Here is a 26,838-nt window from a genome sequence, read left to right on the forward strand (position 1 = left end):
AATAATATTTTTAAACAATCAATTACTATACCTTATTTAAAAAATTCTCTATAATTGTTAATCCATCTGGTGTCAATATTGATTCTGGGTGAAATTGTAGTCCATAGACATCAAATTCCTTATGCTTTACAGCCATGACTTCACCATCATCCTCTGATTTGGATATGATTTTCAATGAATCTGGAAGTGTATCCTCCAACAAGCTTAATGAATGATATCTTCCTACGGTTATCTCATTTGGCAACCCTTCAAAAAGGGAATCTAAGTCTAAGGAAATTCTTGAAGACTTACCATGCATCAATCTTTTTGCATATGAAACCTTAGCTCCAAATGCTGTGCAGATTGCCTGATGGCCTAAACAGACCCCCAAAATTGGAATTTCACTATAAAATTCCTTAACTATATCTATGCAGATTCCTGCATTTTCACATCTTCCAGGACCTGGGGACAATATGATTGCTTCAGGATTCAAAGCCCTAATTTCATCAATGCTAATTTTATCATTCCTATAAACCATTATATCTGGATAAACTTCACCAATCAATTGGAATAGGTTATATGAAAAGCTGTCATAATTGTCTATAAGTAGAATCATTCTATCCCTCCATCTGCTAATCTTAAAGCATTCATTACTGCTCTTGCCTTATTGTTGCACTCTTCAAATTCATTCTCAGGCACACTGTCTGCAACAATGCCTGCACCAACTCTAATGAAAACCTTTTTGTCCCTTGCAAATGCAATTCTGATTGCAATGCAAGTGTCTAAATTGCCGGTTAAATCTATGTATCCAATAGCTCCACCATAGATTCCTCTCTTATTGTCTTCAAGCTCATTGATTATCTCACAAGCCCTTATCTTTGGGGCTCCGGATAATGTACCCGCGGGAAGGATTGAATCAATTGTGGATAAGTAGTCATAATTCTCTCTTAGAATTCCTTCAACAGTTGAACCTATATGCATCACATGGGAGAACCTTACAATATCCATGTATCTATTCACCTTAACAGATCCTATTTCACTTATTTTACCAATGTCATTTCTTCCCAAATCAACCAGCATATTATGTTCAGCCAATTCCTTTTCATCAGCAAGCAAGTCCTCTTCCAATAATCTGTCTTCCTCGTCTGTTTTTCCTCTTGGCCTTGTTCCTGCAAGAGGGAAAGTGTAGACTTGATTGTCAACAAGCTTTACAAGGGTTTCTGGACTTGCACCTGCAATCTCTATGTCATCACTTGAGAAATAGAACATATAAGGTGAAGGGTTTGTAGTTCTTAAGACCCTATAAACATCAAACAGGCTTCCTTCAATATCCGCTTCAATTCTATTTGAAAGCACGACTTGGAATATGTCTCCTTCTGTAATGTAATCCTTTGCCTTTTCAACCATATCGCAGTATTCATCTTTTGAAAACAAGTATCTGAAATCGGATTTGAGTTCAATAGGTAAATGTTTGGTAATTTCCTTCCTAATCTTATCTATCTCTTCCAAGGAATCTATTTCCCTCATTTTTTGACTAGCTTCCAATGTTTTCTTATTGGTTAAATGATGATTGAAATCATCATCAAGCAAATCCACAATATTATCTGCCTTAATGATATCCACTATGTCCAAAATGGATTTGCATGCTTCAGCATAGTTTTCTTCAATGAAACGTTGATCTTCACTTATTTCCATATTAACAATGACAACAATCTTTTGCTTAAAATTGTCAAATGCAATTACCTTATCAAAAAGCATCAAATCAACATCCTTGAATGCATCCTGATTCTGTGCATCCAAGATAAGTGAAGGTTCACTGTATTTAATGTAATCATAAGAGAAATATCCTACAAGCCCTCCTGAAAAAGGAGGCATCCCTTCAATCTTTGGGGATTTGTTCTCTTCCACAATTTCTCTGATATACTCTCCAGGATTATCAGTTTTGACTTTAAAGCATTTGTCTTCATCATCTTCTATTTCACAATCACTGAAACTTGACATGCCTTTAATGGAGAGATTGCCGTCTTGACAGGTAATTTCAAGAATAGGATTGAAACCTAAGAAACTGTATCTTCCCCAATTTTTAGAATCCTCTACACTTTCAAGCATGTAGCAATGATTGCTTAAGATCCTAAGTCTTCTTAAAACTTCAATAGAAGTTTTTGTATCTGAAAATATCTCGCAGCTAATTGGAATCCTTTTATAGGAAGGATCCTTAGCTATTTCTTTTGCTTCTTCAATATTGGGGAAAAACACTTTTAATCTCCTTTATTATATTATACTTTTTAAAATTATTTTTTAATCATATATTTTAATTATATATTTTAAATAATGTATACTTTATTATGTATAATGTACTATTTAAATCTTTGTTGTATAAAAATGTACATTAACTAAAAACATTGGCAAATAGATAAATAATAAAAAATTTAAATAATGATTTAATATAATTATTAACATTATTCAATATATTTTTAAAAATAATAATTATTTCTAAAATGAAAACGATAATTATTAACTTCGTTTAGTTTATAAGTTAACTAAAAAAATAATTTATGAATAATTTCATTTTAAAAATCTAATCCAAAGCCATAAATAAAAAGGTGGACATCATGAGGATAAATTACTTATCAAGGCAAGATATAAAAATCATCTTGCATTATCTTGGATACATTATGATAGGGATAGGGGTAATATTGCTGGTTCCCATATTAATAGACCTTTGCTACCTTGAAAATAGATACTTTATTGGATTGATTCCACCAGCAATATCAATTGGATTAGGTTTTTTATTTGTTGAAATGTTTAAGCAGTATGATAAACTTAAATTCAAGCACAGCATGTTCATATCAAGTGTCGCTTGGCTATGGGCAGGATTTGTAGGCGCTATCATAATGATGCTGATATTAGACATATCATTTATAGATGCCTTTTTTGAAAACATTTCCGCATGGACCGGAAGTGGATTGACCATGTTCAGTGACGTTGAATCACTGCCAATGTCCATCCTATTTTTAAGAAGTCTTGAGCAATGGATTGGAGGATTAGGAGTGGTAATCATTTTCATTAACCTCCTTATTAAACCTGGAACCTCTGCATTCAAGCTATACAAATCAGAAGCAAGAGACGATAGGATTAGGCCAAACATTAAGAATACCCTTAACAAAACAATACAAATATATCTTATTTACACTTTATTCGGTATCATCCTATATCTTTTGGCAGGACTTCCTCTCTTTGACTCTATAAATCTTACATTTACAACCATTTCCACTGGAGGAATGTCAATAAAGAATGCAAATGTAGGATTCTATAACAACAACATTGTCTATCTGATTACAATGGTTTTAATGATGCTTGGGGCTACAAGCTTTACAGTCCATTACAATCTGGTTAAGACAAAAGGAAAATCAATAATAAAGGATATACAATTCCAAGCCATTATTCTAAGCATAATTATCAGCGGAATACTGATTGCTGCAATAACCCATATGGCTCCAATGAACGTAATATTCCATATAGTCTCAGCAGTGACAACAACCGGTGCGAATATCGCAAGTTCCAGCGAATTGGCATCCTGGGCACCTGCCTCATTGATTATCATTATGCTATTGATGGTGATGGGAGGTTCCTCTGGATCAACTGTAGGTGCTGTAAAGACAATTAGGGTAATTACATTCTTAAGAGGCATAAACCTCACTGTAACAAACGTAATCGCTCCTAAAAGGGTTGTAAATACAAAAATAGCAAACAAAACATTTAATGAAAGGGAAATAAAGGAAGCTTCTTCCTACATAGCCGTTTATCTGATGTTTTTGATTGTATCATGGATAATTATGACTTTCTATACAAATGATCCAATCAATTCATTGTTTGATGTGACATCTACAATAGGTAACGTTGGATTAAGCACAGGCATGATAAATGGAAGCTTAGCTACACTCCCAAAAATAATGCTAATATTCCTAATGTGGATAGGAAGATTGGAAATCATCCCTATTTTACTTACAATACAATTAGGATTCAGAACATTTGACCAAAGCTTAAAATTAGCTAAAAGAAAGTTCAGAAGAATAATTAACTTAAGATAATACATAAGTTAATTACTCATAAAATCATAATTATTAGTATTGAGAAGTTAAGTGGGGAAAATTAATGGTTAGTGAAACACAACTCGTATACATGGCTATACAAATAATATACATAATTTTAGGAATTGCATTTTTCTTTGGACTTTATTTAGTGAGTTCATATATACTCAAATATCTCAAGAGAAATAGGCATAAGAGATTATTGAACTCAACAGAATATTTGCCTAAAGAAGAGACTCAAACATTGAAACAAGTCTTTTATCTCATCATCATAACACTTTGTTTTGTAGATATCCTTTATTCCTTAGTGTTTTGGTCATCAGATGACTTTTACAGGCATTTTATTTTCTATGATGTCCTTGTATCATTGATATGCTGTTTGGCAATTAAAAAAGATACCCTAACAGAAAAAATAATCATGATATTCTTAATCCCCCTATCTTCATTGCTACACTCTACCCTTGATGACCCTGCAATATTATTAGTGATATTATTAGCTGTCCACTTTATAGGATTGGCTTATGTAATTAAAGTCTATTATGGCAAATTCATTCATTTCACTGAATCAAATGGATTGGGAATAAGTATCTTATTGTTATTTGGACTTGTATTTGTAAGTTTTATTTTTACCTCCTTTGCAGAAGGAAAAAATTTATTAGACTCATTGGTAATGGTTTCAAATGCATTCACAAGTAATGGTTATGCTGTATTAGGAGACACCCCTATAGGTAAATTGAATAGCCTATTCCTTGTTTGGGGAGGATATATCCTATCAGGAGTAGGTACTGCAACATTAACCACAGCACTTCTCTCAAGACACTTCAATAAGAGATTTGAAGAATTGGAAGAGCTAATCAAAAACAATAACGATGAAAATGCTGATGATTTAAAAAAAGATGATTAATAAAAAATAAGAATAATAAAAATAAGATTAAAAAATAGAAAATAAAATTCCATCCATTTAATTAAAAGTTCGATTAATTAAACAATGAAATAACTAAGCAACTTGTTTTTTAATTGGTGGCACATAGCGTTTAAGCAATAGTGACAAACTAATTACTGTAACTGAACTTAATGCCATAGCTAGACCTGCCCATTCTGGACGGAAAACTATGCCCCAAATAGGATAAAGTATACCTGCAGCTACAGGAACAAGTATCATATTATATGCAAATGCCCAGAATAGGTTTTCCTTGATTCTTGTCATGACCTTTTTAGAGAACTGTATTGAAGCCACCACATTTTCAAGATCCCCTTCCATAATGACAATGTCACCGCTTTCCATAGCAATGTCTGTACCATTGCCCATAGCTACACCAACATCCGCTTGAGATAATGCAGGAGCATCATTGATTCCATCTCCAACAAACAAGACTCTTTTTCCTTCCTTTTGAAGTTGGCGAACCTTATCGAGCTTATCATTAGGGAGCACATTTGCCATTATATTGTCAATTCCAACTGCATTCGCCACAGTGGAAGCGGTTTTTTCATTGTCTCCTGTAAGCATATATGTTTCAATGCCCATCTTATGCAAGTGATCAATGGCTGATTTGGAACTGCCTTTAATCTTATCCATTAAAGTGATTATTCCCTTGACTTCACCATCCACTGCCATTACAATGGTTGTTTTAGCATCTGAAACAAAATCATTGAACTTATTTAAGACCTCTTCACTAACTTCCACACCTTCTGATTCCATAAGCTTAAGGTTTCCTGCAAGTACTGAAGAATTGGCACCGTCAATTGATACATTTGCCTTTAAACCTTTACCTGTGACATTTTCAAAGTCTTCCACATCCAATAATTGAAGGTCTTCTTTTCCTTCATTTGCCAATTTAATATTGTCTGCTTTGAATCTGTTTAATATGGATTTTGCAATTGGATGGCTTGAATTGTTTTCAACACTTGACAATATTTGAAGGAATTTGCCCTCATCTATGTCAAAGCTTTCAATGTCAGCAACTTCAGGTTTTCCCTCAGTGATTGTACCTGTCTTATCAAATACACATACATCAACATCCTTAGAGCTTTCCAAGGTTTCCCCGTTTTTAATGAGTATTCCATATTCAGCTGCCCTTCCAACACCTACAGTAACTGCAGTTGGAGTAGCAAGACCCAATGAACATGGACATGCAACAACAAGCACGGATATGAGACATGTGAGCGCAAACAGCAAGCCAGAACATGCAACAAAGTACCATAATAGGAATACAATGATAGCTATTGTTAAGATAACTGGTATGAACCAAGCCACTATCTTATTTGCAAGCCTTTGCACAGGAGGTTTAGACCCTTGTGCCTTTTCCACAAGCTGAATGATTTGAGATAAAACTGTTTCTGAACCAATCTTTTGCGCTTCAATCTTCAATACCCCATCCTGATTGATTGTTCCTGAAAAAACATCAATTCCTGCCTTTTTAAGCTTAGGAACAGGCTCACCTGTAATCATAGCCTCATCTACATAGCTTTCACCATCAACTACAATGGAGTCTGCTGGAATCTTTTCACCAGGCTTAACAAGCAAGATGTCACCGATATTGATATCTTCAATATCTATCTCCTTTTCAACTGGATTTCCTTCTGCATCAACAGTTAATAAAGTAGCTGTTTTTGGTTGTAAACCAATAAGCTCTTTGATTGAAGAGGAGGTTTTTCTTTTAGCCCTTGCTTCAAGATAACGACCTATTGTCAAGAAGGAAGGTAACATCACTGCAGATTCATAAAGCATGAAACTTGAATCGAGAACAATGCCAAAAGTACCCAATACACTTGATACAAATGCTACGAGAATACCCATTGAATACATTACATCCATATCCAAGTTTTTATGCTTAAGGGAATTCCATCCTGCCTTTAAAATTGGATAGCTTACATAACAAAATGGGAAAATAGCTATAATCAATGAAAGTTGACCCATAGTGAGTGGAGGAAGCATTATATGGAAGTGCATTATAGCCATTAAGATTGCTGCAAATACAAGACCTACGATGATCCTATATAATTTGCCTTTTAGATCCTTTTGGTATCTTTCCTCTTCATCCATCACATCAAGTTCACCATCAAGGCCAAGATATTCAAATCCCAACATTTCAATGGTCTTTTGAATCTCCTTGAGATTAAGCATATCCCTATAATACTTTATGGTGACTTTTTGATTGGACAAATTAGCATTTGCCTCTACAACACCATCAACACGTGGAAGGAATCTTTCAACATTGTTTACACAGGATGCACAATGCATGCCATCAATTTGAATTACAACTTCATCTTTTGGAACTGTAAATCCCACTGATTCAACGGTCTTATCGATTATATCAGGAGAAATCTTATCATTCAAGACAATATGTGCCTTGTTTGTATTCAAATCCACATTGATGGAATCCACTTCCTCAAGCTTGCCAAGTGATTTTTCTACAAGCAATGAGCAGGATGAGCAGTGCATGCCATCCACTGGAATATCCAATTCTTTTTGAGCCATATTATTCCTCCCAATTAATCATCTGAAAAAAATTAGTTTTTGAAATAAATAAAATTATAAATAAATTATCTGAATATGAACAGAAAAATTAATGAAAATAAAAAAAATAGTTTAAAAAACCATTTTAATTATTCTACATCAAATCCTGCTTCCTTAACAGCACCTGCTAAGTCCACATCGGATACTTTTTCATTGTCATATTCGACTTCTACTTTATTAGCATCTAAATCTACAACAGCAGATTCTACACCATCCAAATCCATCATGCAAAGTTCAACTGCTTTTGCACATGAAGGACAGTGCATTCCGACGACTTTTACTTCTTTTTTATCGATTGCCATATTTTCACCTTTAAATTCTTAATATATAATCTATTATTGTTTTATATAATTATATATATCGAAACATAATATAAAGTTTTGGTATGCCTAAATATCTTATAAATAGTATTTTAAACAATATTCAAGAATTTATAAATAAATTGAAAACAATTCATAAAAATAGAAAAATACCATCATATTAAAAAAATAGTATGGTATTAAATATAAATAATTACATATATTTTATCATGCCTAACGCAGATCTTATTCAAGAACTTATGAAGCAAGCTAACTTGACAGAAGACCAAGGAAATATCGTTAGCGATATTTTTGCACAAAACTTCACCGCAGGTGGTGGAGCGGAAGACGTGATAGTTAACTTGATTGCTGAGAAACTAGGAGTAGATAAAGCAAGAGCTAAAGACATTTACGCTATCGGTGTGACTGTTCTTACTACTACTGGTATCTTGGACAAAATTAAAGGAATTTTTAAGAGATAATAATTTTATTATCTCTTATTTTTTTAAAAAAATAAGTTATTTTTCTGATTTTAACTTCATCCCTATTTAAAAAACTCTTTTTAAGCTGCTTAAAAAATAGGATTATGCTTTAGGATTTCTCCATCTTGAATTACAGTCAAAATATTATCATTATTTTCTAAAGACTCAATTTTATCAATTGGATTCTCTTTTACAATAATCATATCCGCTATTTTACCTACTTCAATGGAACCTAAGTCATTTTCCTGATTGAAGAATCTTGCACCTTCAATTGTTCCTGCTTGAATAGCTTCAAGTGGACTTAATCCTACATCAACAAGGTATTTCAACTCACCGAGGTTTCTTCCATGGTCTATTACACCACAGTCAGAACCCATTAGGAAACTCACTCCCTCTTCATAAGCGGTAGCTATGTTTTCCTTTTGTATTTTAACAACTTCTTTAAGTTTTTTGACCTTGTCATCTGCAAAATTATCCCAAACTGGGAAACCTTCTTTAATTAATGTGTGGTGTACAACCAATGTTGGAGTTAGATACATTCTCTTTTTGGCAAGTAGCTGTGAAATCTTCTTATCAATGAAAGTACCATGTTCAATGGATTTCACCCCTGCCTTTGCACATCTTTCAATTCCTTCCAAACTGTGACAATGAGCCACCACTTTCAAGTTATGATTTTCTGCCTCATCAACAATTGCTTTAAGCTCTTTCTTATTGAATTGTGCAATGTCTGGAGAAGTGTATGGGGACAGAATGCCTCCGCTTGCCATGATTTTAATGAAATCTGCACGTGCCCTTATGACTTCACGGGTTTTTCTTAAAACACCTTCCACTCCATCACAGGTTCCTACTGGAAAACCAGGATATGCAATTTCCATATCAAATCCTGAATTTAGATAATGGTCAAAATGCCCTCCTGTAATGGCTAAAGGCTTTATTGAAATATTCAATCTTGGAGCTGGAAAAATCTTCCTTTCCTGCGCCATTTTTACTCCAATGTCTGCAAGTCCTGTGTCACGTACAGTGGTTACTCCTGCATCAATTGTTGCCTTCATATTGGAAACTGCATTGTAAAAGTAATATGAAAGAGGATCCTTCATTATATCCTCTTTATGAAATCCATTTGCCATGATATGAGCATGTGAGTCTATAAAACCTGGCAAGAGGTAGTTATCTTCACCATCTATAACAATATGGTCTTTGTAAAGGGAAGATTCCTCTGTATGCAATGACTTAATTCTGCCATTTTCGATTAAAACATGACGCTCTTCAAGAGGTTCCTCACTAAAAGGATTGATGATGTTTACATTTTTAATATAAATAGAAGACATTTTTTCATCTCTAATAAATCAATATAAAATAATCAAATAAAAATAATCCAACTAATTATCCGTGCAAAATAAATTAAATAAAAATTAAATAAATTAAAATAATTATAATAAAGTTATTTTACCGTTATCACTGTCTACTTCAACCATTTGTCCATTTACCAATTCTTTAATGCTTGATGGAGAATCAACCATTGGAATGTCAGACATGATTGCACCAGTTGCTATAATCGGTTCAGCTTTTAGGCAAATAATTGCTTTAGGCGCTGTGTTGTTTTTCATCATCTGAAATATAACATAAGACCCTACAGTAGAGCCTTTCCCTCCTGGAATGAAAAGGACTTTATCCTTAATGGATTCTCCTTTGAGTTCATGATTTGGGTCAATGACTACACCAGTTTCAGGGTCAACTCCACCTAAAAAACTGATAGCCTCACTAGATACAATTAATTCCCCTTCTGCTTTTCCTTTAGAAATATTTCTGCATTCAATCATAAAATCACATATGAAAATAAATAATTATTTAAAAATTAACATTAATCATAATTAGTTTATTAATTCTATTATAAAAATTTTTAAAATTCAGGTATTGTATCTTTTTGTACCCTATAACAAATATTTATATACTCTAATGTATATAACAATTGTTATAAATTATTATTTGAGAATTAACTAAGTTAATTACGAAAATTATTATATACTAAAAATAAAATACTAATTAACTGTAATTATTAAAATGAGATGAGGTTTGAAAAAATGAGTAAAACAACAAAAATTTTAACTATTCAAGATATTTCATGCTATGGGCAGTGCTCAATAACTGTTGCACTTCCTGTAATTTCTGCTTTTGGAATAGAAACTGCAGTTCTTCCTTCTGCTGTTCTATCTACACACACTTCAGGTTTCACAGACTTCACTGTGAGAGACTTGACTGAAGACCTTCCTGAAATTAGAAAACATTGGGAAAAGGAAGGAATATCCTTTGATGCAATTTATACTGGTTTTATTGCATCACAAGAACAATTGGATTACATTAAAGACATTATAGACTCAAGATTAAATGACAATGGACTGGTCTTCGTTGACCCTGCTATGGCAGACCATGGAGAATTCTACAATGGATTTGACCAGAAATTCGCAGATGCAATGGGAGAGCTTTGTAAATTAGGAGATTACATTCTCCCTAACACAACTGAAGCTTGTTATATACTTCACAAACCTTGGAAAGAAACATTTTCAAAAGAGGAAATGCTTGAAATGGCTAAAGAACTAGCACAATTCACTAAAAGATATGTTATCCTAAAAGGATACGAAAATGATAATGATGAAATGGGAATGATTGTTTTAGACAAACAGGAAAATACCATTGATATGGTGTATAATGACAAGGTAAATTATGTTTCTCATGGTACAGGCGATGTCTTTGCTTCATCATTTGTAGGATCTGTAATGTTAGGAAAATCCCCTTCATCTGCAGCAAAAGTGGCTGGAGAATTTACTAAAAAGGCAATTGAAAAAACAATTGGGGATAAGACTCATACCTATGGAGTTAAATTTGAACAAGCAATTCCAGAACTGTATGATCTATTAAAAACAATTTAAATTAACTAATTTTAAAGTGGAATACTATGGAAAATCGTACTGGCCTTTTTTCAAATGGAGTTATCTGGTTTGGGGTTGCAGTCTCTGTTTCAGAAATAGAAGCAGGGATACAACTTGCTTCTTCATCTCCAATTGATTCCATTTGGCTTCCATTGGTGCTTGGACACATTATAGGTGGGATATTGCTATTTTTTACCGGCTTAGTCGGTGCACGTCTACGAGTGAATGCAATGGAGACAATCAAATCCACTTTTGGAAGTTTTGGATCCAAATTCTTTTCCTCATTGAATGTGATGCAGCTTATAGCATGGGTAGCTGTGCTGAATGCTCAAGGTGCAGCGGCAATGATGGGTTTGAATTTACCTATATCCTTCACTCTAACATGCATAATCCTCTCTCTAATCATTGCAATATGGGTTTATGTTGGACTTTACCGTTTATCAAAAGTAACCACTGTAATGATGGTGGTGCTTACAATATTGCTGGCAATCCTATCCTTTAAGCTATTGGGAGGAGACATTTCAAATGCATTGCCTATTGCATCAATCACAAGTGCAAAATCCACAGCACTGAGCTTTTGGAACATTTTTGAAATATCTATAGCTATGCCAATCTCATGGCTCCCTGTAATTTCAGACTATACTAAGGATGTTGAAAATCCGATAAATGGAACTATGATTTCTGCAGTTGCATACACTATAGCAAGCCTTTGGATGTACATTTTAGGTATGCAAATTGTTGGAATAGGAACAACAAGCATTGCACAATCAATACTTATGGCAGGTCTTGGAGCTACAGGAGTGATTATCCTAGTGCTTTCAACTGTAACATCCAACTTTGTAGCAGCAAATTCAGCAGGAGAATCTGCAAAAGCTATCGTCAATAAGATAAATCCAAGAATAGCTGGAGTTGTAGTGAGCATATTAAGTTGTGTACTTGCCATTTCAGGAATCATGGACCATTACATTGGATTTTTATATCTTATCGCATCAGTGTTCGCACCTATGGCTGCAGTGCTTTTGGTTTCATTCTTCATTTCAAAAGAAGAGACTGGAAACGCAAGGACTTGGTACTGGAATATGTTTGCATGGTTTGCAGGTTTTATCGTGTATCAATTGACTGTGGGACTTGATTCAATTCCATTAGGTCCAACATTGCTTGCCATAATTGTATCTGCTGTACTTGCTTATATTGGAGTTTTAGTAAAAGATAAGTCTCAAGCAATTTAATTGAAGCATGAAAGTGTATTGGAAATGTATAAATATACTTTGATAAAAAATAATAATTATGGCTATAGAAAATTTTATGGAAACAGGTAGGCTCGAAGCATTTTATGATGCAATCATTGCAATTATTGTAACTGTGCTAGTTTTAGAATTGCCTCAACCAGCAGCCCCAACCCTTGCATCACTTTGGGCCTTAAAGACCTCTTATTTTGCATATTTGCTAAGTTTTTTAGTATGTGCTAACCTTTGGCAATACCATCATTTAATCTATAATCACGTTGAAAAGATCAATAGTAAGATAATATGGTTGAATATATTGCTAATGCTTGTATTCTCTTTGGTTCCATATTTAACAATCTTTGTAGCTAATAATCCAAATTCATTCATTCCACAAGCATTATATGGATTAGACTTTATTATTGTAGATATTATTTTATTTATAATGTCAAAATCATTGCTAAAAATCAACGACGAGAACAAGGATAATATAAAAGAAGCATTCAGTATCCAAGAAGCATTGCATACACCTTTAGTGATATTTGCATTTGGATTTATTTTAGCTTTATTAGGTTACCCAATTGCAATTAGCATATGTTGTCTAATAACAGTAGGCAGGTCTATTATCTCTTCTTTAAGAGCTTAAATGATATTTAAAATAATATTTTTAAATATGATTAATAAACATCCTTTTTCATGACTTCCCTTAATACTGCAGTTGCATAGGAACCCTTGTCAATGGAAAACTCGCACATTACACCATCTTCCACAGCTTTAGCACTTGCATCCCATACCTGAAATCTCATAGCTCTTCTTAAACCATGACTTCCTAAACGAGGCATTTTAGGAACTTCAAAATCAGCTTTAGTCAATCCATAACTGTCTAAAATAGCCTCTTCCATCTTGCCCACTTCTCCACCTGCAAATGGAACTTTTGTACCATACAATGGACAGGTCTGGTTTATTTCAAATGAGGATACCATTTCCTGAAACTCTTCATTGGTCTTATCCCTTACGATACGTTCCCCCTTATCGATTACTATATCTCCTTCAATGTATTTGTCCATTCCCATAGCAACCCTTTCACTTACTGCGGCATTGAATAAAAATGATTGGTAAGCATGAACAAACATTCTTTGAAGCGGCTTTGGAAGTGCATGAATGGCATTCTTATAAGCCTTATCTGATAATTCCACTTGAGTTTTGTCTACTTCTTCAGGTTCTATACCCTTTTTTTCAGCAATTTTTCTAATGGCTCTTTTCTCTTCCTTGATCAATACTTTAAGCATCATCTTTTCATAACGCATTCCAGGATGCATCAATTCCAAGGACTTATCCCATTCACCATCATCGTATGCTTGACGAGCTGCTCTTGCTTCTTCACCTTCTTCTGGAGAAGGATTACCGATATATCTTCTTACAGCTTCCTTTAAGTCATTTTGAATGAGAGCTTCCCCAACCAAATGAGTGTTGGTTCTTGGCTTTCCGAATCTTTGCCACCCGAAGTAATTAGGAACGCCTGTTTTCTCAAGAGTCTTTAAAATGGCATCCGCTCTTAAAGCTGCATCTTCAATAGCCAATCTTCTTTCTTCCGCATCTTCTGAGTCCATACCATCGATATCCTTAACAAGGATTCTAAATTTATTGCCTTTTAATTGGCCCATTCTTAGCTTTTTCCTTCCTCTAACAACCTTTAGGAATTCAGTGTTATGAATGGTTCCTTCCAATGCCTTGACTTGATTGAACTGCTCTTCAGAATCCATATTAGCTATGCAGATCCATTGGCGAGTAATGGCTTTCTTGTCCTTCATTCCTGCAAAACCCATTCTTTTTCTGTCTATATGAAGGTCTCTTGCAATATCAAGCAAAACATCAAGAGTTGTTCTTCCCAATTTCTCAATCCAAATGTAAATGTTTGGACCTTCTCCATCTGGAATAACTTCAGGGATTTCCTCTACATAAAAGTCTTCCCATCTGTTTCTTATTGTTCCACCGATACCTTCTTCCTTTGTTACATAAGTATTTGCATTTAGCATAGCCATTCCTCGAAAATAAAAATAATAAATCTAAATTAATGATTTATTAATTCTTTAAAAAAGTTAAAATCAGTCATTAAATATAAAAAATGCCCTGGCCGGGATTTGAACCCGGGGAATGGGATCCGCAGTCCCACGTGTTATCCAAGCTACACCACCAGGGCAGGAACAAATGAAAAATAGTTTAAATATGAAAAAGATTAATTCTCTTAACCTTTTAACTTATTATAATATGTTAATTCAAATATATAAATCTTAGGTAGAAGAAATTAAAGATTAGATAGAATTAAATTGATTGGATTGCTCAAAAGACATACAATTTATAGGAATAAATTCCATAGTTCCTAATAGCTACATTAACTCTCCCTGAACTTGAATAATCTCCGTTTGAAGATAAGACCTCTCCATTCAACTGATTTGTTTCAACAAAGGAATAATGATACCTATCATCAAAATAAACCATGAAAAACTCATCCAAAATAACTTTAACTTCCCTTTTTGAAGCAATTGAATTATTGTTTTCGGATAGGATATAAGTTATTCTCTCTAGGACAGTGTAATCCCTGCCATCCACTTTTGATGACATGATTTCCATAATGTCCTGGCTTGTCTTAAAATCATTGCTTTCTTCACTTAAAGAAGGAACTTCAATATCGATCATCATATTGAAAGCCATCAATACCATTAAAAGTATGAAAATGGAAAGCATTGCATCCGCCAAAGATACAAATCCCTTATTGTCCTTGATTAAATTAAACATAAGATCACATAAATTATTGTAAAATATTGTAAAATTATATTTGATTTAATCTTATAAAAAGCTTTTTAAAGCATTAAAATAACTTTAATATTGATTTAAGATTGAAATATTGATTTAAATTACAAAATAATGATTAAATTGAAAAATAAAAATAAAATAAAGAAAAATAGATAAAATAAATAAAATAAATAAAATAATTAAAATAAAATTTAAAAAAAATAATAATTAAAAATGTTTAACTCATTTTATAGCAGTTATAGTCCTCCATTGAACGAATCTGTCTGAAAGTGAAAAGTGATTATTAATCAGAAAATCTTAATCCTTCTGATTCCATTAACTTGACATTTTTCTGAACTTCAGTTTTATACCATTGCCTAAGTTCCAGCTCTTCCTTATCTAATGAGTCAGTGCCAAGGGTATCAAAGAATTTTATATTTCTCTCCATGATGCTTAAGTTATTAAGCCTATTTGGAGGCACTTTGAAAGGATCCTCTTTATACAAAAGAATGATATAAATCACCATAGAGCAGGATGCGTAATAAGAATCAGGATAATGATCGACAAATTTATCTACAACTGATTTCATATTTTCCAAATTATTAGCTTCATATTCCAATTTAAAGTCTTTAGCTAAATCCAATTCATCATGCTTTTTAAAAATTCCCATAAAATTTTGAAGCAAACTCATAAATACACGCCTTTTACTTAAAAAATATTAAAAATAGATAAAATAAAGAAAATAGAAAATAAAAAAATAAAAAAGTTAATTTGAATTAGAAATTATAGGATTCATTGATTTTACCGGTTACATCACGGATTTCTGCAGTAGCTTCTTCCAAGTGGAAAATAGCCATTTTAAAACCGGTTTCATCATTATAGATTCCTTGCAAGAATTCATTTCCTGCAACTATAGCATCTGCCATATCATAAGTTTCTTCAAATACAGCTTTTCCATAGTATCTTAAGAAATCAGTTTCTACAAGTGCTACAATTTCTACATAAGGATTTTCCTGCATTTGTTTATAAACATCCTTAAAGTTTCCCACACCAAAGTAAAGCTTACCATCCTTGAGAAGATGGAAACCTAAAGGCCTGTTTTTTGGTTTGTCCCCATCAACAGTTGCCAAGAAAAACACTTTTGCTTCATTCATGAATTCATCTATTCTTTCCGCACCTTCTGCCATTTATATCACCTGTTTAATTTTAAAGAATAAAAATCTATAAAATAAAAAAATTAATAAAAAAATAATTAAAAACTTTATCTTTAGAAATAAATTATTTATTGTTTGATAAAATATAATCAATAACTCTTTCTTTTTTCTTAATGGAATTATCCGCTGCCTTTTGAACCTTTTCCTTCATGATTTCAAAGTCTTCAGGGGTTGTATCTCCAACCAATTTCTTGATTTTGGTATATGCAGCTTCTCTAAATAGTGGAACCAAAGTTTCTTCTGTTCCATCTTCCTTAAGGAGTATAGGGGAACCCTTATTGTTTACCTCACCGATTTCAGTAATGTAAACACCAACATCAGAAACAACCTTTTTAACATCTTCAGCAATTTCTGGAGGAACAACAAGCATTAGAGAGTCTGTGGAAACACCAAGAGGATCAATATCCAAATCTTCAAGCATATTCAATACATTTGGCGCTACAGTTGACTTGATCTTGTCATGGTAGAACTCCAATCCTACACCAGTTGTTTCACAAATCTCATGAGCATCTCCTCTAAGACCTCCATTGGTCACATCAGTCATTGCATGAACGTCCTTAACGAGATCTGCTGCAAACAATGCCTTGGATGCCTTTACAAAACTGATGTTCATTGTATCCCATACAACATCAAAGTAACCGTTATAGAGTGCAGTTGTAGTGATTGTTCCACCACCGGCACCTTCAGTCATAAGAATGATATCTCCTTCAGTTGCTCCTTTTCTTGCAGTTGGAGGGTACTGTGAAACTCCTACACTTCCAACACAACTGACTAACCTATCACCAAGGACCATATCTCCACCTACACGTAGAGTACTTCCAGCTACAAGAGGAACATCAATGAGCTCAGATACTGCACATACACCTGCAGTATAGTCAAATAATTTGCCTATATCCCCATCATCAGCCAAGTGAAGATCGCTTAGAATAGCTACTGGATCTGCTCCCATTACACAGACATCCCTTAAAGTAGCTCTTGTTACATGGAAACCACCTAAAAATGGATATTCACTGAGTCTTGAGTGAATTCCATCAACTGCAGTGGTTATATAAACATCATCTCCAGGAGCAGGAACCTTAACCACTCCTCCATCATCTTGAGCATTTGGATCCACTACAGATTGGACATTTGTACTTTTGACAATCTGTGCAATCTTTCTGTGTACAAAGAAGTCTCCTGCACCACGGGAACCTACACCCATCTTTCCCATGCCAACATTTGCCTTTGGCACAGTGATGATGTCCTTTAGAAATTCATCTTCAGTATTGTTAAGCTCCATTGTGGTCTTGACTTCATCAATGACACTTTCAGCCATCAATAATGAATGTTCATCTGAAATGTCCTTAAATTCTCTTATTCTTTCTGCAAGGATAGACTTAAGCTCTTCTTCATCTTCACCTTTAGTAAGTCTTCCTCTTACAAAACCTTCTATATCCATGTTTACACCATTTAGATAAAATATTAATTAACAATTTAAAAAATATGATTAAAATTATGATTTGAAATTAACGAAATTTATACATTCATTCGGACAAGCTGCAACGCATACCTTACAGTCTCTGCAAATGTAATCCTCTTTAAGTGATGATTTCCCATCCATAATAACAAAACTGTTGTTTGGACAGACTGAAACGCATCTTTGGCAAGCTTTACAGTTTTCTCTATTGATTTCAATATGAGATTCTGCTAAATCTTTTTCCTTCTTTTTTTCTTCAACATTATCTTTCTTAAAAAATGAAAATAATCCCATGAACTTACTTTATTAAAACAAATTAATAAGTTTTTATCAATTAAGTTAAAAAAAATGCAAAAAGAAGAAAATAAAATATTGAGATAAAAAAAGGGGGAGAATAAGAAAGAAATGAAATTTAAGATAAAAAAGACACCCAGATAAAGAAAAAAGTAAAATAAATGTGAAATAAAAAAAAAAGAAAAAATAATAAAAATAATAGTTTAAATATCACTTAAACTATTTTAAAGCCTCTTCTACAGCCACTGCAACTGCTACAGTTGCACCGACCATAGGGTTATTTCCCATACCAATTAATCCCATCATTTCCACGTGAGCAGGTACGGAACTTGAACCCGCAAATTGAGCATCAGAATGCATTCTTCCTAAAGTGTCAGTCATACCATAGGAAGCAGGACCTGCTGCCATATTGTCCGGGTGCAAGGTTCTACCGGTTCCTCCACCAGAAGCAACTGAGAAGTACTTTTTGCCTTCAAGGACACATTCCTTCTTATAGGTTCCAGCTACTGGGTGTTGGAATCTTGTAGGGTTAGTTGAGTTACCTGTGATTGAGACATCAACACCTTCAAGGTGCATGATGGCTACACCTTCCCTTACATCGTCAGCCCCATAACATCTGACTTTAGCTCTTTCACCATCGGAATAAGCCTTTTCTCTAACCACTTTAACTTCACCGGTGAAGTAGTCGAATTCGGTTTGAACATAAGTGAATCCGTTGATTCTTGAGATGATTAAAGCTGCATCCTTTCCTAAACCATTTAAGATAACTCTTAAAGGCTCTTTTCTAACCTTGTTTGCAGAGTTTGCAATACCTATTGCACCTTCTGCTGCAGCAAAACTTTCGTGACCAGCCAAGAAAGCGAAACATTCAGTTTCATCAGAAAGCAACATTGAAGCAAGGTTTCCATGACCAAGGCCCACTTTTCTGTCATCTGCCACACTTCCTGGAATACAGAATGCCTGTAATGCTTCACCGATTGCAGTTGCAGCATCACTTGCCTTTTTGCAATCCTTTTTGATTGCAATTGCTGCACCTAAAGTGTATGCCCAACAAGCGTTTTCAAAACAAATAGGTTGAACAGACTTTACAATATCATATGGATTGAATCCCTTTTCATTACAGATAGATTTAGCTTCTTCAAGGTCTTTAATGCCGTATCTTTCAAGTACAGGAACAATTTGATCTATTCTTCTTTCATAACTTTCAAATAAACTCATTATTATTCCTCCTATTCCTTCCTTGGGTCAATCTTTTTAACAGCATCTTCAAATCTGCCGTATTGACCGCTTGCCTTTTCAATAGCTTCCATTGGATCTACACCATCTTTGATTAAGTCAAGCATTACACCCATATTGATGTATTTGTATCCAATGATCTCATCATCCTCATCAAGACCGATTTCAGTGATATAACCTTCAGTAAGTTCCAAATATCTTGGTCCTTTCACTTTAGTTGAATAAATTGTACCAACTTGAGATCTGTGACCTTTACCTAAGTCTTCAAGGCCAGCTCCAATAGGAAGGCCCCCTTCTGAAAATGCAGATTGGGTTCTACCATAAACAATTTGCAAGAATAATTCACGCATAGCTGTGTTGATTGCATCACATACAAGGTCTGTATTCAATGCTTCAAGTATTGTCTTTCCAACAAGAATTTCACCAGCCATAGCTGCGGAATGAGTCATACCGGAGCATCCGAGAGTTTCAACCAATGCCTCTTCGATGATTCCTTCCTTAACATTTAAGGTTAATTTGCAGCATCCTTGTTGAGGTGCACACCATCCGATACCGTGAGTGAGTCCGGAAATATCGCTTATTTCCTTGGATTTTACCCATCTGCCTTCCTCAGGTATTGGTGCAGGACCATGGTCTGCTCCCTTATGAACAGGACACATATTTTCAATTTCTTTTGAGTAAATCATTTCAATCTCCACTTAAAAATCTTAAAATTTTTTAAAATATTTTAAAATTGTTTAAAATTATTTAATTATTAAAATTATTTAAAAATGATAATAAAAAATTTAATAATTTTATAATCTTTATGTAATTATATTTGTTTTATTCAGTATATAATATTTGATTTTTAAGTTTAAAATTAAATAAAAAAGAGTGAAAAAAAGTAAAATAGAAAAAATAGATAAAAGTAAAAAAATTATAAAAATACTTGTATTGAAGTGTAGAACAAATAAATAGCTCCAATAATAATCAAAATCGCAAATATTTTAGGAATATAACTTGCTTTGGAAATCAATTTTTCCAAATCTATCCTTGAAATCGCCAAACATAATACAAGCAAAGTCAATGCAAATCCTAAGACGTAAATAAGTATATTCCCAACTGCATATAATGGGCTATTTGTACTTACAAGCAAGCTTATAAGAGAAATAAGGTATGCACTGTAGCAATCAGCCCAAGCAATTGAAGTTAGAAATCCTAATATAAATGAATTGAGCTTGCCTTCACCTGTTTTAGCACTGATTGATTTAAATGGCAATTTATAATCAAAAAACATCAGTATTCCTATAATCAACAAAAGAATCGCAGCAATTACCCTTACATAAACGATGTATTTATAGAGAATAGCTGTAAAGAACCCTGTCAAAAAGATGATTATTGTGAAAATGCTAAATAATCCAAGGATAAAAGACAATATTTCCACTTTTGATTTGGTCTTTAAGCTAAATCCCACAATTATCGGTATAGTGGGTATGATGCAAGGAGATAATATTGAAATCACTCCTGTAAAAAATGAAATAATCGGCATTATCTCCATTTTATAATCTCCCATTAATCAAAATTATTTTCCACTGATCTCTTTCAAGTGAGCCAAATATTCCTCTGGAGTTTCATACTCCTCAATTCTGCCTAATTCATTTGCATTTTCATCGAAAATAACAGTTGTAGGAGTTCCATAAACACTTAATTGAGATGAAAGCTCTGGACTTTCACTTGTTTCTGTAATCAATATAATGTAATTATCATTTATCTCCTTTTGAACAGCAGAATCTGTCAAGGTGTCCTCCTTGAGATATTCACAATAGATGCATGCTGCTCCATCAAATACAATCATAACATTCCTGTGATGTGCCTTAGCATCCTCGAATGCATGTTTTAAATCATTGCAGAAATACAATCCCTCAATGTAAGAGCCTTCATAATATTTGGAATCATAATTTAACTTATCATCTTTACTATCTTTATCTGCAGTTTTAGCGGAATTATTAGTTTTATTGGAATCAGCTAAACAAATTCCATTTTCACAATTGGATGAATCTGCATCTACACTTGAATCTGAAGTAGGTATAAGGCTTACTGAATCATCAAAAGAGCTAGGTGCATCTACAACCATAACAATTCCACATACTAAAAATAGAGCTAAAATTAGAATAATTAGAAATTTAAATTTTCCCATAATATCTCCCCCAAGGATAATATGTGCAGGGTTATTTAAATAATTTACTAAAAAATTTAAAAAATTAAAAAGAGTTCTTAACTAATAATAAAAAAATGAAAAAATATGAAAAAATATTAAATATTAAAAAATATTAAAAAATAGGATTATTTGAAAAAAAGAAAGTAGAATAAAAATTATTCTAAACTAACAAAGTTCTTAAGTATTTTCAATCCTGGAACTCCACTTTTTTCTGGGTGGAATTGGGTTGCAAATACATTATCCTTTGATACTGCAGCAGTTAAATCAATGCCATAATCCACAACAGCAGATAAATTGCTCTCATCATCAAGCACAGCATGATAAGAGTGTACAAAATAAAAGTCCTTGCCATCTACACCATCTAAGATAGGGCAATCTTTAACTTGCTTCAATTGATTCCATCCCATATGAGGAATTTTCCTACCTTCTGGAATCTTAGCGACATGACCTTTGAAAATGTCAAGCCCCTTTACACCTGGAGACTCTTCACTTGAAGATAAAAGCACCTGAAGACCTAAACAAATTCCTAAAAATGGCTTTCCATCATCAATATGTTCGAAAATCACATCCTTAAAAGGTTCTATGTTTTCCATAGCTGTTCCAAAAGCACCGACTCCCGGAAGAACAAGATGTTTCGCATTTGCAATCTCAATTGGATCGCTTGTAATGATGGCTTCAACACCTATCTTTTTAAAGCTATTGGAAATGCTTCTAAGATTTCCACTTTTATAATCAATAATTGTAATCATAAAATTACCTGCAAATAAATATTAAATTGAAATTTTTAAATTTTTTAAATATTTTAAAATTTTAGATATTGAAATTTTAGTTTAATATATTAAACTATTTTTTGAAAAAATTATTCTATAATTTAAATTAAAATAACGATTAATTAAAATGATAGTTAATTAAATAAATACTAATTTTATTCAAGCTCCCATTCAATAACTGAACGTATCATCATACCAAAGTCGGAATCAACTATCTCATCTACACCTAATGTCTTAGAATGAGCATCTAATTCAGCTATGACATGTGAGTAACCCAATTCATTAAGTGGTTGGACAAGTCTTGGACCATCTGTAACTGCAATGGTTTCACAGTCAAGCCCTTCAACATACAATGCATGTGGAACACCAACAACAATTACAAGATCTGGATTGATTTCTTTAAGATATTCCTCTGCCTTTCTTGGGGTGATAGGATATTCATCAAGGCCACCAGTGATGCATTCAATGTCAATTCCAGTTTCATTAAGTTCTTTAGTTATATTAACTGCATGCTGTCTGATTCTTGGAAGTCCAATGTTTTCATCCAAATTAGCAATGAAATGAAGATTTTCTATATCCTTATTAGAATTTATATTAGAATCATCAAATAATCTGGAAAAGTCACAATTTAGAATATCTGCAAAAAGATAAGAGGTTTCCTTTTTAGCATTCAATACAAATGCTACCTTCTTGCCTTCCTGAATTGCCTTTACAATAATCTTTGCCACTTTTTCCTTGCTCTCTCCAAAATTAGGCTTTATGTATTTTCCTTGAGCCATACCACGAGTCTTTTCAACATGGGTTGCAAGTCTTAGCATTTCATTTTGACGATCAGCTTCCTCTTGAGGGATTACACCATATTCCACAGCAGCGTTGAGAACGGCAATAGCTCCTTCTGTATTGTCCCCTTCACCGAAACCCCCATGAGATTCCACTGGCAAGATAACACAATCAAGGCCAAGGTTTTCAATTGGCTCCTTTAAGTCTTCACCAATAATCATACTTGCACAAGTTCCTACAATACCCATTAATTTTGGATTGAATGTATCATAAGCCTCTTGCAAGGTTTCCTGAAGCTTTTCGCCTGCACCTAAAATAAAATCATTTTCAGCCATAGCTGTTGTGACAACTCTAACACCATCACTTTCAAGGAGCCTTCCTGTTCTAAAGCAACAGCCATGTGGCCCATGCATAACAATTACATCTGCATTTAAATCTCTTAAAGTGTATAAAGAAGCTGCTATTGGACTTGGACGTGGATGCATCATTTTATCACCTTAGTGTGTCACAATCTTAATGATATCTCTATCTTGGAGTTCGTAATCACTTGCAATTCTCATGCTCTTTCTTGCATCTACTGCATGCATGAACTTATCACCGATATCTGTGTGAATGATATATGCAAATTCACGAGGAGTTGAACCTTTAGGAACCAAGAAAGCATCTGGGAGCACATTTCCCTTTTGGTCTGTAAGCTTATGCTCATCTCCTACTGGATAGACAACAATCATGTCTAAAAGATCAAAGACTGCAGTGTTCAATGCCTCTTGAATGCCTGTGCTTCCATAAACATCAAGGATATTGGTTTGAATGTATTCCAATGCCTTGATTTGGTTAGCGTTTAATTTGTCCTTTTCAAGGATTTCAAAACTGCTGTCTCCAGAAATGTATGAAATCAATCCTGCTCTTGTAGCGTTCATAAGTGCAAGCTCGGATTCAGCAGATGTTGGAATTACACGAGGGTATTTCTCTTGCATTCTTTCAATGTTCTCACGTGCTCCAGGCAAATCTGCCTTGTTTGCAATTACAAGGGAAGGTTTTGCAATATTCAAGAGGTTGCGTACAAATTCAATCAAGTCTTCCTCTTCCCATTTACCATAATCAGGACTGACTGTTCTTAATGCTTCAATTACATCTTCAATTAGGATACCAGTACCGGATAATTGGTCAAAAAGAACCTTGGAAATGTCCAAATGTTCCGCTTCAACCTTACGGATAAGCCTTACCCAATTCTTGCTTACGATTCCATACATCCACATGACTATTTCATGTTCTAAAAACTCAATGTCTTCCAATGGGTCATGTGAACCTGGATCAACTGGGTTTCCTTCAGCATCAGTAGATCCTGAAGCATCAATTACATGAATGAATACCTTAGCTTGCATCAAGTCATCGAGGAACTTGTTTCCGAGTCCCTTTCCTTCGTGAGCTCCTGGAACAAGCCCTGCTACATCAATCAATTCTATTGGAATCAATCTTGTTCCATCAATGCACTGGGAGTTGTGTGGATTGCATGTGACATTCATTTCCTTACATGGACATTCACTTATAACATGAGCAACAGCCTTGTTTGCATCTATGGTTGTAAATGGATAGTTTGCCATTTCCACTTGAGATGCAGTGGCTGAATTAAAAAATGAGGATTTTCCTACATTCGGTTTACCTGTAACTGCAATTTGAAGCATAATATCATGATTAAAATTAGTTTCTTTGATTTTTTCAAAAAACTTTAAATTATTATAATTATTATAATACTTTATTATATCTATTTTACAAAGTATAAAAAATTATTTAAAAAATTTAGTGAAATCAAAAAAGAAAGGCAATTATATAGAATACTCAAACCCAAATCAGATTTGTAAAAAACATTATTTAGGAAAAAAATGAAAAAAATAATCAAAGAATAAAATATGTTTGAGGAAGATGACATGAAAAAATACTCCTGCAGCAATTGTAGAATTCTAAACTGCAAACACCAAAACAAGAAATACCCTGATTTCTGTCCAACAAAAGAATTAACAAGTGAAGAGAAAACTGAAATTGAAAAACTTTACAATGAAGACAACAACAATGAAATATCACGAATATCTGCTGAAATAGAGGAAGAATTTTACTGCAAATACACAAGAGTGGAAGAAATTATAGAATTTGCCAAAAGACTAAAAATGAAAAAGATAGGAATAGCTGCATGTGTGGGGCTGATGGAAGAAAGCAGAACATTTGCAAAAATTCTAGACAAACACGACTTTGAAGTATATTCTGTAGCATGTAAAGTTGGTGCAATGAAAAAAACAGAAATAGCGGGTGTTGATGAAGAAAAAACAGTGACCACTGGAAATGTAATGTGCAACCCAATACTGCAGGCAAAAATACTAAACAAGGAAAAAACTGACCTTAACGTAATAATAGGATTATGTGTAGGCCATGACAGCCTATTCTATAAATATTCTGATGCCCTATGCACAACACTTGTAACAAAAGACAAGGTACTCGCACACAATCCAGTAGGGGCATTATACCAAACAAACACATATTATAAAAAGTTAATGAAAGAGTAAATAATGTTTAATTATAGAAAAATAGCTTATTTGTTCAACTGAACATTCCAAAAGTTATAAAATTAAATAGGAATAAAAAAGAATTAAATAGAAATAAAAAGAATAAAAAAAGAAATAGCTAATTCCATAGCTAAAATTTAAAATTTAAAAGTTTAATTAACCTATGTATCTGAGGTCATCTTGAGTTTGTTGTGGTGCTTGTTGACCCATAGCCCTTTGAAGCATTTCTTGCTCCATTTGTTGAGCTTGGCTAATCATTTCACGGATTTCTTCAGCTTTTGCTTCTAACTCTTCAGTACTTACTTCGAGTTTTACAAGAATAGCTAATTTTTGCAAAATAGCTTCAGCCGCTTCAGCATCAATGAAATAACCCGGAGTTTTACCCATTAAGCAAGCCCCTTTCATTCCTCTGAGTCTACCTAAACCTAAGAATAAACCAGAAGCACCAACGATACCACCATCTGCAGATCTGATTTCAACATCTGCTTCCTTAAGCATTTCAATACGCTCTTCATCAGTAGCAGCACCTAAAACACGACCATCTGTACCTTCAATAGGTTGACCAGTAGCAAGACCACCTAAAGTATAAAACTCTTTAGCCCCTTTTGATTCAACGAAGTCAAGGATAGAACCACAGAGTTCGTATTGACCTTCAGGTGCTAAAGCTTGACAGTTACCTACTAAAAATATGAAATCCCTTTCATCTGCACCAGCAGACTTCAAGTAATACATTTCATTTGTCATATCCTCTACAATTCCCCCTTCACCAACAAGAACTTGTGGAGGGAAGTAAGGAGAATAGATTTCCACAAATTTAGTAGCATCAAGTTCATCAATGACATGATCAATTGCTAATTTACCTACATGACCGATTCCAGGAAGTGCTTCAATAAATATAGGATTGTTTAAACTAACTTCTTCTAATACTTTAAATTGAGTTGTTCTCATAAGATCACCTTTAAGAACATTTTATAATATAATCAATAATCGCAAATCAAATAATTGTAAATCAATAATTGTAA

General features: G+C 33.6%; 28 protein-coding genes and 1 tRNA gene. 8 read left to right on the plus strand and 21 right to left on the minus strand.

The window, feature by feature from the left end; all coding sequences use genetic code 11:
- Positions 1-25: 25 nt before the first annotated feature.
- Both QZU90_RS05330 and QZU90_RS05335 read right to left on the minus strand, forming a co-directional pair.
- A complete protein-coding gene (locus tag QZU90_RS05330) occupies positions 26-595 on the minus strand; it encodes an aminodeoxychorismate/anthranilate synthase component II (protein ID WP_295607299.1) in 570 nt (189 codons plus the stop codon).
- Positions 592-2,235, minus strand: coding sequence for an anthranilate synthase component I family protein (locus QZU90_RS05335; protein ID WP_296855953.1), 1,644 nt, complete (start codon positions 2,233-2,235; stop codon positions 592-594). The genes QZU90_RS05330 and QZU90_RS05335 overlap by 4 nt, the downstream gene beginning before the upstream one ends.
- Before the next feature lie 356 nt (positions 2,236-2,591).
- Between QZU90_RS05335 and QZU90_RS05340 the strand changes: the two genes are divergently transcribed.
- Positions 2,592-4,070, plus strand: coding sequence for a TrkH family potassium uptake protein (locus QZU90_RS05340; protein ID WP_296855955.1), 1,479 nt, complete (start codon positions 2,592-2,594; stop codon positions 4,068-4,070).
- 64 nt (positions 4,071-4,134) lie between these two features.
- Positions 4,135-4,974, plus strand: coding sequence for a hypothetical protein (locus QZU90_RS05345; RefSeq protein WP_295607305.1), 840 nt, complete (start codon positions 4,135-4,137; stop codon positions 4,972-4,974).
- 93 nt (positions 4,975-5,067) lie between these two features.
- Here QZU90_RS05345 and QZU90_RS05350 read toward each other — a convergent pair whose 3' ends face one another.
- Together QZU90_RS05350 and QZU90_RS05355 are read right to left on the minus strand one after the other, a co-directional pair.
- Positions 5,068-7,548, minus strand: coding sequence for a heavy metal translocating P-type ATPase (locus tag QZU90_RS05350; RefSeq protein ID WP_296855957.1), 2,481 nt, complete (start codon positions 7,546-7,548; stop codon positions 5,068-5,070).
- Positions 7,549-7,676: 128 nt separating this feature from the next.
- Positions 7,677-7,889 (minus strand): heavy-metal-associated domain-containing protein, encoded by a 213-nt coding sequence (locus tag QZU90_RS05355; RefSeq protein ID WP_295607308.1) that lies wholly within the window; start codon positions 7,887-7,889, stop codon positions 7,677-7,679.
- 227 nt (positions 7,890-8,116) lie between these two features.
- Here QZU90_RS05355 and QZU90_RS05360 point away from each other — a divergent pair, with 227 nt between their 5' ends.
- Positions 8,117-8,368, plus strand: coding sequence for a hypothetical protein (locus QZU90_RS05360; RefSeq protein ID WP_295607311.1), 252 nt, complete (start codon positions 8,117-8,119; stop codon positions 8,366-8,368).
- 89 nt (positions 8,369-8,457) lie between these two features.
- On the opposite strand, the gene QZU90_RS05365 is transcribed toward QZU90_RS05360, so the two are convergent.
- Both QZU90_RS05365 and QZU90_RS05370 read right to left on the minus strand, forming a co-directional pair.
- Positions 8,458-9,696 (minus strand): amidohydrolase family protein, encoded by a 1,239-nt coding sequence (locus QZU90_RS05365; protein WP_296855960.1) that lies wholly within the window; start codon positions 9,694-9,696, stop codon positions 8,458-8,460.
- A 102-nt stretch (positions 9,697-9,798) separates the two neighbouring features.
- The gene (locus QZU90_RS05370; RefSeq protein WP_295607314.1) at positions 9,799-10,188 is read right to left on the minus strand and encodes a DUF126 domain-containing protein; all 390 of its coding nucleotides are present in this window, start codon (positions 10,186-10,188) and stop codon (positions 9,799-9,801) included.
- A gap of 261 nt (positions 10,189-10,449) precedes the next feature.
- Here QZU90_RS05370 and QZU90_RS05375 point away from each other — a divergent pair, with 261 nt between their 5' ends.
- The 3 genes from QZU90_RS05375 to QZU90_RS05385 are packed head-to-tail and all read left to right on the plus strand — an operon-like array spanning position 10,450 to position 13,164.
- Entirely contained in the window at positions 10,450-11,295 is an 846-nt protein-coding gene (locus QZU90_RS05375) for a pyridoxamine kinase (RefSeq protein ID WP_295607317.1), read from the plus strand.
- Positions 11,296-11,321: 26 nt separating this feature from the next.
- A complete protein-coding gene (locus tag QZU90_RS05380) occupies positions 11,322-12,524 on the plus strand; it encodes a cytosine permease (RefSeq protein ID WP_296855962.1) in 1,203 nt (400 codons plus the stop codon).
- A 58-nt stretch (positions 12,525-12,582) separates the two neighbouring features.
- Complete coding sequence (locus QZU90_RS05385; protein ID WP_295607323.1) at positions 12,583-13,164, plus strand: TMEM175 family protein; 582 nt, start codon at positions 12,583-12,585, stop codon at positions 13,162-13,164.
- 31 nt (positions 13,165-13,195) lie between these two features.
- Here the strand turns inward: QZU90_RS05385 and truD are convergent, their stop codons facing one another.
- The 10 genes from truD to QZU90_RS05435 all read right to left on the minus strand — a co-directional run bounded on the left by truD (position 13,196) and on the right by QZU90_RS05435 (position 20,964).
- Positions 13,196-14,554, minus strand: a complete 1,359-nt coding sequence (gene truD, locus QZU90_RS05390; RefSeq protein ID WP_296855964.1) for a tRNA pseudouridine(13) synthase TruD — start codon at positions 14,552-14,554, stop codon at positions 13,196-13,198.
- Positions 14,555-14,644: 90 nt separating this feature from the next.
- Positions 14,645-14,718: transfer RNA gene (locus tag QZU90_RS05395), tRNA-Arg, on the minus strand.
- A 140-nt stretch (positions 14,719-14,858) separates the two neighbouring features.
- Positions 14,859-15,314, minus strand: a complete 456-nt coding sequence (locus QZU90_RS05400; protein ID WP_296855966.1) for a hypothetical protein — start codon at positions 15,312-15,314, stop codon at positions 14,859-14,861.
- 301 nt (positions 15,315-15,615) lie between these two features.
- Positions 15,616-16,002, minus strand: a complete 387-nt coding sequence (locus tag QZU90_RS05405; RefSeq protein WP_296855968.1) for a hypothetical protein — start codon at positions 16,000-16,002, stop codon at positions 15,616-15,618.
- A gap of 85 nt (positions 16,003-16,087) precedes the next feature.
- A complete protein-coding gene (locus QZU90_RS05410; RefSeq protein ID WP_295607337.1) occupies positions 16,088-16,498 on the minus strand; it encodes a pyridoxamine 5'-phosphate oxidase family protein in 411 nt (136 codons plus the stop codon).
- Between the two features lie 91 nt (positions 16,499-16,589).
- Positions 16,590-17,963: an AIR synthase-related protein gene (locus tag QZU90_RS05415; RefSeq protein WP_295607340.1), complete on the minus strand. Its 1,374-nt coding sequence runs from the start codon at positions 17,961-17,963 to the stop codon at positions 16,590-16,592.
- A gap of 54 nt (positions 17,964-18,017) precedes the next feature.
- Complete coding sequence (locus QZU90_RS05420) at positions 18,018-18,275, minus strand: 4Fe-4S dicluster domain-containing protein (RefSeq protein ID WP_295607343.1); 258 nt, start codon at positions 18,273-18,275, stop codon at positions 18,018-18,020.
- 219 nt (positions 18,276-18,494) lie between these two features.
- Positions 18,495-19,493 carry a GGGtGRT protein gene (locus QZU90_RS05425; protein ID WP_296855970.1) on the minus strand — a complete coding sequence of 333 codons (999 nt, stop codon included), beginning with the start codon at positions 19,491-19,493 and terminating at the stop codon, positions 18,495-18,497.
- An 11-nt stretch (positions 19,494-19,504) separates the two neighbouring features.
- Positions 19,505-20,197, minus strand: a complete 693-nt coding sequence (locus QZU90_RS05430) for an iron-sulfur cluster assembly scaffold protein (protein WP_295607349.1) — start codon at positions 20,195-20,197, stop codon at positions 19,505-19,507.
- A gap of 230 nt (positions 20,198-20,427) precedes the next feature.
- Positions 20,428-20,964, minus strand: coding sequence for a cytochrome c biogenesis CcdA family protein (locus QZU90_RS05435; protein WP_296856165.1), 537 nt, complete (start codon positions 20,962-20,964; stop codon positions 20,428-20,430).
- Between QZU90_RS05435 and QZU90_RS05440 the strand changes: the two genes are divergently transcribed.
- A complete protein-coding gene (locus QZU90_RS05440) occupies positions 20,891-21,055 on the plus strand; it encodes a hypothetical protein (protein ID WP_296856174.1) in 165 nt (54 codons plus the stop codon). The two genes, QZU90_RS05435 and QZU90_RS05440, sit on opposite strands and share 74 nt — an antisense overlap.
- A 17-nt stretch (positions 21,056-21,072) precedes the next feature.
- On the opposite strand, the gene QZU90_RS05445 is transcribed toward QZU90_RS05440, so the two are convergent.
- From QZU90_RS05445 to QZU90_RS05460, 4 genes are all read right to left on the minus strand, one after another.
- Positions 21,073-21,687, minus strand: coding sequence for a thioredoxin family protein (locus QZU90_RS05445; RefSeq protein WP_295607355.1), 615 nt, complete (start codon positions 21,685-21,687; stop codon positions 21,073-21,075).
- Between the two features lie 176 nt (positions 21,688-21,863).
- Positions 21,864-22,457 carry an imidazole glycerol phosphate synthase subunit HisH gene (hisH, locus tag QZU90_RS05450; RefSeq protein ID WP_295607357.1) on the minus strand — a complete coding sequence of 198 codons (594 nt, stop codon included), beginning with the start codon at positions 22,455-22,457 and terminating at the stop codon, positions 21,864-21,866.
- A gap of 176 nt (positions 22,458-22,633) precedes the next feature.
- Positions 22,634-23,743 carry a Ni-sirohydrochlorin a,c-diamide reductive cyclase catalytic subunit gene (cfbD, locus tag QZU90_RS05455; protein WP_296856168.1) on the minus strand — a complete coding sequence of 370 codons (1,110 nt, stop codon included), beginning with the start codon at positions 23,741-23,743 and terminating at the stop codon, positions 22,634-22,636.
- A 12-nt stretch (positions 23,744-23,755) separates the two neighbouring features.
- Positions 23,756-24,943, minus strand: a complete 1,188-nt coding sequence (locus tag QZU90_RS05460; protein ID WP_295607361.1) for a redox-regulated ATPase YchF — start codon at positions 24,941-24,943, stop codon at positions 23,756-23,758.
- Between the two features lie 243 nt (positions 24,944-25,186).
- Between QZU90_RS05460 and QZU90_RS05465 the strand changes: the two genes are divergently transcribed.
- Positions 25,187-25,816, plus strand: coding sequence for a DUF1847 domain-containing protein (locus tag QZU90_RS05465; protein ID WP_296856170.1), 630 nt, complete (start codon positions 25,187-25,189; stop codon positions 25,814-25,816).
- Positions 25,817-25,972: 156 nt separating this feature from the next.
- On the opposite strand, the gene QZU90_RS05470 is transcribed toward QZU90_RS05465, so the two are convergent.
- Entirely contained in the window at positions 25,973-26,764 is a 792-nt protein-coding gene (locus QZU90_RS05470) for a proteasome assembly chaperone family protein (protein WP_296855973.1), read from the minus strand.
- Positions 26,765-26,838 lie beyond the last annotated feature (74 nt).

This window comes from uncultured Methanobrevibacter sp. (genome assembly GCF_902784195.1).
GTDB lineage: Archaea > Methanobacteriota > Methanobacteria > Methanobacteriales > Methanobacteriaceae > Methanobrevibacter.